Below are 12350 nucleotides of genomic sequence, written 5' to 3'. Positions count from 1 at the left end.
GGAGTATTTTCCCTTTACTTTTTAACTTAAAACTCCATTTATAAGCATAAAAAGCAAAGTTGTTAACGTTTTACTTTTATCTATAAAGCAAGTAAACACAATAAATTACCTTTAAAAAAACAGCTTTTATCTTAAAAAAGCTTTCAAATAAGCAAAAAATAAAATCTCCCACTACAAGGTTATACGCCCTTATCTTGATAAACTCACCTTGATTCACGCTGAGAAATAGCCTCAAGCCAGCCATTGATGCAACAAACGCAACAATTAGCGACACTTTGTGGGCCTGTTAATTACGATTCTTTTTGCCCGTATTTCTCTTTTTTGAAAGCAGTAATTCTATTTTTTAAAAAAAATTTATTCCCTAAGATTTGGGATTGGCACAAAAAAAAAGATGTGCGGTGCACATCCTCGACTTGTGGAATTTTTCCACATTTTCATTACCCACTTTTTAGTTATTGAACCACAACCTCTTAGCTTGTCTTCAATAAAAAAAGTGAATCTGTATATTTATTTTATCTTTTTATTCCTTCCAATACAGGAGCGAAATAGAGATACTAAATTCCTTTTTAGGTATGGAAATGTTTACTGAATATCTTCAATCATACGTTCTACCTTAACGTCTAAAACTCCACGTCCTAGGTTATCTGTTAAATCCATAAACGCACGTTTTGAAATATCAACCGATCTTCCTTTTGTAAAAGGCCCACGATCAGTTACGGTTAATACAACTGAACGTTTATTTCTCAAGTTAGTAACTTTGATTTTCGTTCCAAAAGGCAGTGTTTTATGGGCTGCCGTGTATTTTGAATTATCAAAAACTTCACCGCTTGCTGTTTTTTTACCAGAGAATTTATCGTGGTAATACGAAGCTTTTGTTTCATCGCTAACCACCTCAAAAGAGTCTTCCTCTACTTCTGCCATCACGATAGAATCTTCTTCTATCATTGGTAAATCTAACGTTGCAACAGTATCTAACACCTGCTCCATACTAACAGCAGCAGGCTTGATTTTTTCTTTTAATTTGCCTGCCTCTTCAAAACTTGATAAAGTGAAGATTATTAAAGCAAAAATTATATATTGAAAATATTTCATATTTCTTGTTTCAAAAAATGGATACTATTTCAAAACAAGAAGTGTACCAAAATAAAAAAGAGAGCTTCAAGCTCTCTTTTTTTATCTTTTATATGCAATTATGCAAACCAAGCGGTCCAAGGAATTCTAGATAAGATTAAAACTAATCCAATCGTATAGAAAATAGCGAACATTTTAAATTTCTTGTTGCTATCTGTGGTCTTTTTGTGTTTAGACCATCCAATTGTAATCAACGCAATTGCAATGATGTTAATTAGTGGGTGCTCTAAAGCATACAATCTTAAAGTAGAGTCTTTCATTGCTACGCCAAAACCTTGTACTAAAGGTGAAACGAAATACAAGATAATCCCTAACAATAATTGAATGTGACAGAAGATTAACCCTATCAAACCTAATTTGCGATCTTTTTCTGTAAACTCTTTTTTAGAGCTTAATCCTACAAAAGCATTAATTACTACGATTACCAAAAAAATCAATGCTAAATATGCAACGCCTGAATGCGCTGGCTGTAACATTTTATCCATATTGTTGTTATTAGTTTACTGACAAATATAAATAAAACAATTGAAACTAAACGCTTTGCTTCTTGATTTACATTCTACCATTTCGATTGCTTTATTCCGTACGAATACCTCAATATAATCCGTTAATCTCAAGAAAAATATGCAAAAATAAAGGTGCCCTCGTTTTGATTCCCGTAATCAAAGTTTTGACCAAATCAAGTCATTATATCCGTAAAAATAAATACCTTAGGTCTTTGTAATTTGTTTTCACATGATCAAAACACTGCGTATTCTTTATCCTTACTATCTCCTTTCTTGCGGGATAACGGTACTTCTTGGACTGACGACAGCGCTCTGGTGGTGCATCCCTCCGCTCCTTGCTACAATACTTTCGATGATTTATTTTTGGACTTTTCGCTCCTACGAACGCTATTTTTTCAAGAACAAAGGATGGCAACCCCTTCATCTTGTATTTACTTTATTCGGTAGTATGATGGTTCTTTCCTTTATGCTCTCCAAGTTTAAAACAACCTAATTATGTCTACCTTATACTTGGATAGCCTTGTGTATCAAGTGCAGCACAAAAACATCCTCAACAATATCTATTTTCAACTGCAAACGGGCGAGCTTATTGAACTAATTGGATCAAATGGAGCAGGAAAATCTACCTTTCTTGAGGTGTTATTTGGCACAAAAAAAGCGCAGCATTTGCACCTCCGAGTTGATCAAAAATTAATCCGAAAAACCCGTGATTTACAACGCTATTTTGCGTTGAAACCTCAGTTTTCGTTTTTTCCAAAACAACTTCGACTCCAAGAGGTATTGCCAAAGAGATATTGGTATTGGTCTGAATTTGAACAGCAGCTTCATTCCCCTATTTCAAGCTTTTCAACGGGAATACAGCAATTGATTCAAACCTTATTTGTACTTGAACTACCTCAACCCTTTATTCTTTTAGATGAGCCTTTTGCTGGTCTTTCACCAATTCTTCAGGAACAACTTCTCGTTATTCTTCAAGAAAAGAAACAAACCAAGGGGATACTCATCGTCAACCATATTCCAGGTCTATTATCCTCCATTCGCACCAAACAATTGCGACTACATAACGGTAGCATCCAATCTACTTAACAAGGCTTTCAACGTATATTGAAAGCCTTTTTTTATATCAAACAAAACCATTCAAATACCTACTACCGAATGCATTAAACATTCAAATACACCTTATGATTTCTCCTTTTTGGGTTTTATATTCACGCTATAATCAAACAAAAACCGGGAACAGGGAGAAAATACTGAATTAAATAGAACTGAATTAGGCACTAAAGACTTCTATCTAACCTTCCAAAAATCTTGCATTAAACCAATTTCTAAATAAAAACTAAATAGTTGCAAATCATAATTTTACAAATAATCTAGTATGATTAAAAAAATATGTTTATTATTATTTTCTCTTTTACTAATAGCTTGCAAAAAAGAATCATCAGAAGAAATTTATATTAAAACTTATCTGCCCAAGATATTAAACTTAATACCCCCAGACATTGACCGTTTCAAGAAGAGCATGGTTATTAATCAAGAGGGTAATCTAACCTCTTGGGATGGAGAAATATTGGAAAAAGCATATCATACAGACGATGATTATATGTTTGCAGTCTTAGGGATCTACAACAAACTAGGCATATATCCTGCGCAAATAACTATTGTGAATAAAGATAACAGCGAAAGAATTCTATATCCCGGTTTTTTGGATATTAATAACACCAAAATACCTTTATCTGAAATTCAAGATTGGGATGCACTATTCTATATCACTTCAACCAATTGCGGAACATGTATGCAAGACTATCAAAGAATGAACCAACTGACTACTAAATACGCGGATAAAAAGATAAAGTTTGTTGCTCTTTTTGACAAAGTCAAAAACATAGAAAATTATAAAAAAGGTGAAATCTACAAGACTGATGGTTTTCTTAATGACAATTGGATTATTTTACAAAAAAACAACCTCTTACCTTTCTTGACAGAAAAATATCATGATAGTTTAGGCGTGCCCTTTATCTTTTTCAGAAAAGACGATGTAGATTTAGAAAAATATTTCACCTCCTCTCGTAACGGTGAAATTGAGGAATATATATTCAATAACTTTGAGAGCACAACTGAAGAATAATCTCTTTCCTAAAATACCTAAACTTTTGATTTCTTTGTCTTGAATGGATACCCAATATATTCCATTAATTAAACCGACCAAGGGGATACTACTCATCGTCAATCCTATTCCAGGTCTGTTATCGTCCATTCGCACCAAACAATTGCAACTACATAACGGTAGCATCCAATCTACTTAAAAAGGCTTTCAACGTATCGTAAACAGCAAAGACCTTCAACTAAGTTGAAGGTCTTTACTAACTAACATATCTAATTCAAAAAGTAATAATCTATTTCTTTGTAATAATTTCAATCACTCCTCTTTCACCTTTTTTTCCATATTTTTCTTTTGCCATTTCTCCTTTTAAAACATTCATACTTTCAATATCTTCCGATTTAATCGCACTTATTTCGACAGCTTTTACTGCTTTTCCGTTCAATACATACAAAAAAGGACTGCTCGTATCATCTTGCGTCGAAGTAAAAGAAAATGAACTAACCGTTTGTCCTTTTCCGTCTGTGGTCTTCACTTGTTTTGTTCCAGAGTTAACAATGATAACTCCATTTTTCCCTTTTTCTCCATATTTTTCAATACTCTCCTCTGTGCTGTAGATTTTGATATTTCCACCTCCCAGTCCATTGGGATTTATTTTTTCTAATTCTTCTAAGGAAACTTCTTTACCGTTGTAAATAATTAATTTGTCCTTTATTCGCTCTAAATCTTGCTTTCTCGATTTCTCCATTTGTTTTCTCGAAGCTTCCATGTTCTTTCTAGACTTTTCCATTTCCTTACGGGACGCTTCCATTTTCTTACTCGCTTCCTCTTTTTCTCTTGCAAGTTGCTCTTTGTTCTTATTCGAAATTTCCTTCATTCTTTGAGCATTTCTCGCGGAGGTCTCTTTAGCTATAGTATACGAATAGGCCATTTCATCTTCATTGGTCTCCTTCCCTATTTTCGAAAATTCTTCCATGGTATACTCTTTCCCATTGATGATAATACGCGTATTTGAATCAGCAGCCCCAGAGGTATTAAAACTATAAGTTTGGGTTTTGCCCTCTGCCATTCGTTTTACTGTGTGCAAACGATGTTCCTCTTCCGTCATTTCTTTTCCATTCAGTGTCATCTTCATTTTCCCTGCAGGATCATTGGTTGTAATATAAATCGTTCCATCTTTTGCTTGACTATCGTCAGCTGTTTCTTTAGCTGATGTTCCTTGTCTTGCCTCCTTTACTGCTGTAGCAACCTCGTCTTTTTCTGCTGGTGTTAGTTCTCCTCCGTTATTAAGTGAAGGTACTATATGCTGTTCTTGTTTTTTTTCTGGTTTCTGCTCTGTAGGGGTTGATTCTTGATCAATAAATCGAACTTCTGCTTGAGTCTTGATTTGAAAAAGCAAAAAGAATCCCACCGCTAAAGGAAGGCATAAAACAAATTTTGATTTTCTCATATTTTTAGATTTTGGTTGGTTTAACATGATGATTCTCTTTTTTAAATCCGAAGATCCAAAAGAGTTAACTAAAGAAAATGAAGGTGTCTTAGCTTGTTCAAACTGCACCAAAGTCATTTGATAATCATAGCTATTTTGTATGGCCGTTACCTTTTGATCTACGACATACTCTAAATTGAGGCGAACTACTCGCTCCAAGATCACTAATAGGGGATTGAACCAAAAAATTCGACGTAAAAAATGCACTAGTAGCAAATCAACAGTATGTTTCTGTTGCACATGGATATGTTCATGCTGGATGATTGTTTCTAATACTACTATATCCTTATAATTGGAAGGTAATACAATCCAATTCCAAAACGAATAAGCTTCTTGTGTAGTCATATCTACTTTGATATTCGATTGTGATTTCCACAATTGCAATTGTTTAATATGGCGAATCAATCGCAACACTTTACCACAAAAGAAAAGACCGATAATCAGAGTAATTCCTCCAAATAGTACGGGTATCAACGCTTCTATATTCAACTGCTCGAAGAAACTTTGTTGTTCTTCTATTCTAGGTACCTCATTGGTTTGGTTAAGCAACATAGACCAATCGAAACGCTGTTCAATGTATACCATTTTTGTAAAACTCATCAGCGGTAATAAGAAACTACATGCAATCCCGATGAGAAAATAATAACGAATAGCAGCAAAAAAAGTTTCCTTTTTCAAAAACAAAAAATAAAAACCTAAGACTAGTAACAACAAGCCGTTTGCTTTGAGTACATACAAGATAAAAGGAGTCATACGCTTTTCTGTTTTAATGGTTTACACCTGTTTGTTTTTTTCAATGATAGAAAGAATCTCATTCAATTCTTTTTGTGATACCTGCTTATCCTTAACAAAAAAGTTAACCAGGTTACTGAACGAATTATCAAAATACTTTTGCATGGTTTCTTCCATGAACATCGAACGATAAGCTTCCATCGTCACCACAGGATAATATTGATGTGATTTACCAAAAGCATGATAAGCAACCACTCCCTTTTCCTCCAAAATTCGCACTAAAGTTGATAAGGTATTGTAATGTGGTTTCGGTTCTGGCATTTCTGCCAAAATATCATTAATGAAACCTTTTTGCAGCTTCCAAAGGATGTGCATGATTTCTTCTTCTTTGTTCGTTAATTTTTCCATTAGTGTTTCTTTTAACTCAAACAAACATATAACTAAAATTTTAGTTATCAAACTAATTTTTTAGTTTTCAACTAAAATTAATTGAAAAGTATAAAAAAAAAGCACTGTAAATCTTTCTGATTTACAGTGCTTTTAAAGAAAAATAACACGTAGTCTCCTACAACGCTTTCAATAATTGAAGCATCTCTTTTGGCCCAACATAGGCATAATGTTGGTATATAATTTCATAGTTTTTATTCAAAATAACTAGAGCGGGATAAGCATTTTGCGAAGTCAGTGCCTCAGCTAATTCATGTACACCGGACTGAAGCCCTTTTTTTCTATACTCGAATGCTTTCCCTTTAAACTGTATTTTTTCCTTAGATTCTGCATCAAAAGAAACAAAATACGCTTTGTCCTTTAAGGCTTCTTGTACAGCAGTGTTTGAAAACGTTTTCTTCTCCATCAAAGCACAGTAATTACACCAATTGGTATGTAGAAAAACAACGATCGGTTTTTCTTGCTCCTGCATCTTTTTTTCCAACGTTGAAAAAGTTACTTCTTGCGCTTGGACACTAGACGTCCAGATGGTACAAAACAGCACAACCCCTAACATAGCAAAATAGTTTATACTTCCCCCTCTCATACACAAACTAATCTAAAAAATACTATAACGCACTCCTATAAAACCTCGAATTCCCTGTAAAGCAGTGTAGCTATAATCATTCGGTTCAAAGATCACATCCGTTCTACCTGGAGGAGGTGTTACCCCATTACCTGGTTCTCCATACGGATCCCACCATCTAGCAATGGTATCTTCCTTTGGAAGGGTATTGAATAAATTCTTTACTCCTCCATATACTTGAAAATTATTACCGAATTTCTTCGTCACTTGAATATTCGCAATTACCGTCCAAGGAGAATACTCAGGTCTATAATCATTTTCTACACGAGGCAATCGCATAGGTCCTTTCCAGTCTCCTGTTAAATCAGCCGTAAATCCATGGCCAAAATTATAGCTTGCTAAAACATTACCCGACCATTTTGGCGAATGATAAATTTGCTCACGTAGCCCATCCTCTTTGCGGTATACTTCCATATAGGTTGCACCCGCCATTACTTTCAAAGGAAAATCAAACGCCACATCAACATTCAACGAAATACCTTTAGAAATAGCATGCCCATCTAAGTTTGCATAGATGATTTTCGTTTGATCCGTGTCGGTATCTGCATCAATCTTATTGGTGAAATAAGTATAGAAACCGTTGATATCAAAATTAAATGCTCCGAAATTCGTCGGTACTTTAACCGTATAATTCAAATTGGCATTGTATGATTTTTCTGGATCTAACGATTCTGCGAATACTACCTCTCTCGCTCCAGTCAAAGCACGATGGTCTTCTGTAAACACGTTGACAACTCTAAATCCAGTACCGAAACTCGCACGTAAAGCATGATTCGTATTCGGCGCAAACTTATATCCTACACGAGGAGAATGAATTCCTCCATGCGTTTTATCGTAATCAAAACGATAACCTAGCAATAATTTATGCTGTTTATTTAGCGACCATTCATCTTGCACAAAAAGACCTGGAATTGGCGTTTCTTGTGGTTGATTTTTAACCAACCCATTTTCATCGTATATCCCTGTTGCTCTTGTATTATCATCGTAGTACGTATACTTAAACGACCCTCCAACACTAACAAACTATGATCCCCTACTGTTTTGTCCCAATACGCTTGAGCAAAAGCTACTTGTTGTTTCGCATCATAGGATTCTGGTCCATACATTGAATTTTGGTTGTGATAGATATACGAAAACTGGGTATAGATATTTTCAGTTGTAGGCAACTGATACATTCCTATTGCCTCGAAGCGATTGGTAAAAATACTTTCAGCATATACTTCTTCACTTCCTCTATGTTTCTTGCGTTGCCAATTAGTTTCACCTCCCCAACGATCTTCGTACACATAACGCAAAGCCAAACTAGCGACTCTATTTTCAGGTCGTTTCAAGCTAAATTTATTAAATAAGGAAACACGTTCTTGTTGCGTTACATCTGTAAATCCATCGCCATTCTTATCTTTTCGTTCTCCAAATTTGAAGTAGTTACCCCCAAAAAGTCCGTTTACCTTTTTACCTAATTTATAACCCGCCCCTAAGTCGATATTATTCTCCAACCACGTTGTGGTAAAAGCATCAACACTTAATCGTGCCGCATGTTCTGGGTCTTTGGTAATAACATTAATAATTCCTCCCATAGCCTCAGTTCCATACAAAGAAGATGCAGGGCCTTTCACCACTTCGACACGTTCAATCATATTGGTTGGAATACCAAACAACCCATACACCGTTGACAGCGAAGACACGATAGGCATTCCGTCTATCAAGATCATTGTATACGGTCCTTCCATTCCATTAATGTGAATATCTCCTGTATTACAAACGTTACAATTCAATTGTGGTTGTACCCCATTAATCATTTGTACCGCATCAAATAGATTCGCTGTAGGATTCTTTTCAAAAAATGCAGGCGTATAAATTTCAACAGGCGTCACAGCATCCGATTTTAATACTGGTTTTAAGGAACCTGAAATCACAATTTCCTCTAAACTAGCGTCTTCTTCTAAGTCAAAATTCAACGTTGCAACTTGTCCTTCCTTTACTGTAACCCGTTTTGACAATTTTTTAAACCCTACAAAATCGGCATAAACAAGATATGTTCCAGGTTTTACCCCTTCAATTTTATAATTTCCACGGTCATCAGCCGTTGTTCCTTTGGTTGTTTGTTCAATGACAACACTAGCATATGATAGAACTTCCCCTCTTGAAGTAATCTTCCCTTGAATAGTTTGAGCTTCTATTGTACTAGAAAAAACTAGGAGAAACAAAAAACTTATTAATACACGCATAAAAAATTATTTACTATTTGTTTAAATTAAAATTTAGGCAAAGCTAAAAATATTATTTAAATAAAAAAAGATGTAAATTTGTATTTTATAAAAAATCACTCCATGCTTACTTATTCAGAAGAAAACTATTTGAAAACTATTTTCCACTTATCACAAGGTGAAGAGGACGGAATTTCTACCAATGCAATTGCAGCACGAATAGAGACGAAAGCTTCTTCGGTAACGGATATGATTAAGAAATTAAATGAGAAGAAATTAGTTACGTATCAAAAGTATCAAGGAGTTCGCTTAACACCAGAGGGGCTTTTAGCCGCAAAAATGATTGTTCGTAAACATCGTTTATGGGAAGTTTTTTTAGTGGATAAGTTAGGATTTAGTTGGGATGAAGTTCACGATGTAGCCGAAGAGCTAGAGCATATTAAATCTGAAAAGTTAATAAATAAATTAGAAGCTTATTTAGGCTACCCAACAGAAGATCCACATGGAGATCCTATTCCCAATGCAAAAGGGGAAATAAAACAGATTAAAAAGAAATTATTAGCTGAAACAAAAATTCAACAAGCCGTGATTTGTGTAGGAGTTAAGGATTCCTCAGCTGAGTTTTTACAATATTTAGATAAGCAAAAAATCGCTTTAGGCAGTGAAATTGTCATTTTAGAGATTGAACCTTTTGATCAATCGTTTTTGATTGAAATCAATGGTACTAAAATAACGATTACCAAAAAGATTGCTAACAATCTTTTTGTGCAACTGAAATAATAGCAAGGCTTACTCACCAGTAAGCTTTTTTTTATTAATTCCATCAAAACTAGCATTATGAGCCAATTATTTAGTCCACTTCAATTGAAGCATCATACCTTAAAAAACAGAATTATTGTATCTCCTATGTGTCAATATACCGCCACGGATGGATTTGCCACAGATTGGCATCTCGTTCATTTAGGTCAATTTGCCACTGGACAAGCTGCTGCCATCATTCAAGAGGCAACCGCTGTTGTCCCTGAAGGGCGAATCACGTATGGGGATTTAGGTATTTGGTCAGATGAACATATCGTTAAATTACAACAGATTACACAATTCATTCGAGAACAAAATTGTATTCCGGGTATTCAGCTAGCACATGCCGGACGTAAAGCCAGTTGCGAAAAACCGTGGATTAGTAGAGATCAAATCGCACCAGACCATCAAAATGGATGGCAAACGGTTGGACCATCAACGATTCCCTTTCACCCAAAAGATCATCCGCCAGTTGCCTTAACAAAAGCAGAGATTCAAGAAACGGTAGAAGCCTTTAAACAAGCGACCCTTCGTGCAATACAAGCTGGTTATGAAATTATTGAGTTACACGGAGCACATGGTTATCTCATTCATCAATTTTTCTCACCCTTAATCAACAATAGAACGGACGAATACGGTGGAAGTTTTGAGCATAGAATTCGCTTTTTACTTGAAATTGTTGACGCCATTCAACCCTTGTTAACAACGCAAAGTTTATGGGTTAGAATTTCAGCAACCGATTGGGCCGACGGCGGTTGGACAATTGAAGAAAGCGTTGAGCTCGCTAAAATATTACAAGACAAAGGAGTTGAAGTGATTGATGTAAGCACAGGTGGTGGTGTAAGAGAGCAGAAAATCACAACAGGACCAAATTATCAAGTGCCTTTTGCTGCACAAATTAAAAACAATACAACTTTGGTTGTGGGAGCTGTTGGAGAAATCAAAACAGGGCCACAAGCCGAAACTATTTTACAACAAAACGAAGCGGATTTGATTTTTATCGCCCGCGAATTTTTACGAGATCCTCATTTTGTTATGACAGCATCACGCCAACTCCAAGTTGAGATTCCGTGGGCTCCCCAATATGAGAGAGGAAAAGAATAATTAAATTTTACAACTATATTCAATGAATAAAAGCTTATTAGCCCTAGCTGTTGGTGGATTAGCCATCGGTATGACCGAATTTTCGATGATGGGTCTTTTGCCTGAAATCGCTAAGGACTTACAAATATCCATTCCAAAAGCAGGAAACTTTATATCAACCTATGCCCTTGGTGTGGTCGTTGGTGCACCTTTATTGGTTATGTCATCCAACAAATTTGCTCCACACAAAGTATTAATGGCCTTGATGCTATTATTTTCCGTTTTCCACGTGCTTTTTGTACTATCTCCTTCCTACCCTACCCTTATAGCAACCCGTTTTATGTCGGGATTACCACATGGTGCCTTTTTTGGTGTAGGATCTGTAGTAGCTACTCAATTAGCTCAAAAAGGAAAAGAAGCACAAGCTGTTTCCATAATGTTTGCTGGGTTAACAACAGCTAACCTTGCGGGAGTGCCTTTAAGTACCTGGATTGGCCAACATTATACGTGGCGTGAAGCTTATACATTAATTGCTTCTCTAGGAGTAATAACTACATTAGCAATTTACTTTTGGATTCCAAAACTACAAGCTGATACCACCACAAATACCAAAAAGCAAATGGCCTTTTTCAAAACGCCTCTCGCGTGGATTCTAGTTGCCTTAATTTCTATTGGAACGGGTGGTTTATTCGCTTGGATCAGCTATATTGCTCCGATGATGACTAATATCGCCTTGATTCCGGAAGCAAATATCCCTATTATCATGACATTAGTTGGATTGGGAATGTTTCTCGGTAATTTTGTTGGAGGAAAGATTGCAGATACCTTTTCCCCAGCCAAGGCTGTTATTTTTTCATTCTCCTTAATGGCGGTATGTTTAGTTGTGGTTTATTATACCGTTCACATTCAATGGATGGCGTATGCGATGTCATTAGTAACCGGATTAGTTGCCTTTACCATCGGATCACCTCTACAAATGTTGTTGATTAAAAATGCAAAAGGATCCGAAATGTTAGCGGCATCTGCTGGACAAGCTTGTTTTAACATCGGTAATGCCCTTGGTGCTTTTCTAGGGGGTATTCCTATTACGATGGGCTTTGGTTATAATTCACCAGAATGGGTAGGCGCAGGAATGGCCTTGTGTGGTGCGATGTTGGCCTATCTATTTATTCAATATAAAAAAAGAGCGGAATCTTTGCCACAAGAAATTCAGTAGTTTACAACTACATTCTTA

Annotated in this window: 11 protein-coding genes and 1 pseudogene; 6 read left to right on the top strand and 6 right to left on the bottom strand. The window is 35.7% G+C overall.

Annotation, left to right across the window (positions count from 1 at the left end; translation table 11 throughout):
• Positions 1–582: 582 nt before the first annotated feature.
• Together M2306_RS15370 and M2306_RS15365 are read right to left on the bottom strand one after the other, a co-directional pair.
• Positions 583–1092, bottom strand: a complete 510-nt coding sequence (locus M2306_RS15370; protein WP_259189293.1) for a septal ring lytic transglycosylase RlpA family protein — start codon at positions 1090–1092, stop codon at positions 583–585.
• Positions 1093–1190: 98 nt separating this feature from the next.
• Positions 1191–1616 (bottom strand): hypothetical protein, encoded by a 426-nt coding sequence (locus M2306_RS15365; RefSeq protein ID WP_002988209.1) that lies wholly within the window; start codon positions 1614–1616, stop codon positions 1191–1193.
• A 516-nt stretch (positions 1617–2132) separates the two neighbouring features.
• On the opposite strand from M2306_RS15365, the gene M2306_RS15360 reads away from it, so the two are divergent.
• From M2306_RS15360 to M2306_RS15350, 3 genes are all read left to right on the top strand, one after another.
• Positions 2133–2723, top strand: a complete 591-nt coding sequence (locus M2306_RS15360; protein WP_259189292.1) for an ATP-binding cassette domain-containing protein — start codon at positions 2133–2135, stop codon at positions 2721–2723.
• A 289-nt stretch (positions 2724–3012) separates the two neighbouring features.
• Positions 3013–3762: a hypothetical protein gene (locus M2306_RS15355; RefSeq protein ID WP_259189291.1), complete on the top strand. Its 750-nt coding sequence runs from the start codon at positions 3013–3015 to the stop codon at positions 3760–3762.
• A 43-nt stretch (positions 3763–3805) separates the two neighbouring features.
• Complete coding sequence (locus tag M2306_RS15350; protein WP_259189290.1) at positions 3806–3940, top strand: hypothetical protein; 135 nt, start codon at positions 3806–3808, stop codon at positions 3938–3940.
• 90 nt (positions 3941–4030) lie between these two features.
• Here the strand turns inward: M2306_RS15350 and M2306_RS15345 are convergent, their stop codons facing one another.
• The 4 genes and pseudogenes from M2306_RS15345 to M2306_RS15330 all read right to left on the bottom strand — a co-directional run bounded on the left by M2306_RS15345 (position 4031) and on the right by M2306_RS15330 (position 9256).
• Entirely contained in the window at positions 4031–5977 is a 1947-nt protein-coding gene (locus tag M2306_RS15345; RefSeq protein WP_259189289.1) for a M56 family metallopeptidase, read from the bottom strand.
• A gap of 21 nt (positions 5978–5998) precedes the next feature.
• A complete protein-coding gene (locus M2306_RS15340) occupies positions 5999–6364 on the bottom strand; it encodes a BlaI/MecI/CopY family transcriptional regulator (protein WP_050899469.1) in 366 nt (121 codons plus the stop codon).
• A 157-nt stretch (positions 6365–6521) separates the two neighbouring features.
• Positions 6522–6959, bottom strand: coding sequence for a thioredoxin family protein (locus M2306_RS15335; RefSeq protein ID WP_259189285.1), 438 nt, complete (start codon positions 6957–6959; stop codon positions 6522–6524).
• A 42-nt stretch (positions 6960–7001) separates the two neighbouring features.
• Positions 7002–9256 (bottom strand): annotated as a pseudogene (locus M2306_RS15330) (TonB-dependent receptor).
• Positions 9257–9358: 102 nt separating this feature from the next.
• Here M2306_RS15330 and M2306_RS15325 point away from each other — a divergent pair.
• Genes M2306_RS15325 through M2306_RS15315 form a run of 3 tightly spaced genes read left to right on the top strand, consistent with a single transcriptional unit; the run spans position 9359 to position 12332 of the window.
• Entirely contained in the window at positions 9359–10015 is a 657-nt protein-coding gene (locus M2306_RS15325) for a metal-dependent transcriptional regulator (RefSeq protein ID WP_115091980.1), read from the top strand.
• A gap of 57 nt (positions 10016–10072) precedes the next feature.
• Positions 10073–11137 (top strand): NADH:flavin oxidoreductase/NADH oxidase, encoded by a 1065-nt coding sequence (locus tag M2306_RS15320; RefSeq protein WP_115091981.1) that lies wholly within the window; start codon positions 10073–10075, stop codon positions 11135–11137.
• A 22-nt stretch (positions 11138–11159) separates the two neighbouring features.
• The gene (locus M2306_RS15315) at positions 11160–12332 is read left to right on the top strand and encodes an MFS transporter (protein ID WP_115091982.1); all 1173 of its coding nucleotides are present in this window, start codon (positions 11160–11162) and stop codon (positions 12330–12332) included.
• Positions 12333–12350 lie beyond the last annotated feature (18 nt).

This window comes from Myroides gitamensis, assembly GCF_029894455.1.
Lineage (GTDB): Bacteria > Bacteroidota > Bacteroidia > Flavobacteriales > Flavobacteriaceae > Flavobacterium > Flavobacterium odoratum.
Note: the sequence above shows the minus strand (reverse complement) of the source record. Positions and strands in the feature narration are given on the sequence as shown.

Coding starts and splice junctions, on each gene's coding strand:
- M2306_RS15340 (WP_050899469.1), bottom strand. CDS start 6,364: ATGGAAAAATTAACGAACAAAGAAGAAGAAATCATGCACATCCTTTGG.
- M2306_RS15365 (WP_002988209.1), bottom strand. CDS start 1,616: ATGGATAAAATGTTACAGCCAGCGCATTCAGGCGTTGCATATTTAGCA.
- M2306_RS15350 (WP_259189290.1), top strand. CDS start 3,806: ATGGATACCCAATATATTCCATTAATTAAACCGACCAAGGGGATACTA.
- M2306_RS15360 (WP_259189292.1), top strand. CDS start 2,133: ATGTCTACCTTATACTTGGATAGCCTTGTGTATCAAGTGCAGCACAAA.
- M2306_RS15315 (WP_115091982.1), top strand. CDS start 11,160: ATGAATAAAAGCTTATTAGCCCTAGCTGTTGGTGGATTAGCCATCGGT.
- M2306_RS15325 (WP_115091980.1), top strand. CDS start 9,359: ATGCTTACTTATTCAGAAGAAAACTATTTGAAAACTATTTTCCACTTA.
- M2306_RS15345 (WP_259189289.1), bottom strand. CDS start 5,977: ATGACTCCTTTTATCTTGTATGTACTCAAAGCAAACGGCTTGTTGTTA.
- M2306_RS15355 (WP_259189291.1), top strand. CDS start 3,013: ATGATTAAAAAAATATGTTTATTATTATTTTCTCTTTTACTAATAGCT.
- M2306_RS15335 (WP_259189285.1), bottom strand. CDS start 6,959: ATGTTAGGGGTTGTGCTGTTTTGTACCATCTGGACGTCTAGTGTCCAA.
- M2306_RS15370 (WP_259189293.1), bottom strand. CDS start 1,092: ATGAAATATTTTCAATATATAATTTTTGCTTTAATAATCTTCACTTTA.
- M2306_RS15320 (WP_115091981.1), top strand. CDS start 10,073: ATGAGCCAATTATTTAGTCCACTTCAATTGAAGCATCATACCTTAAAA.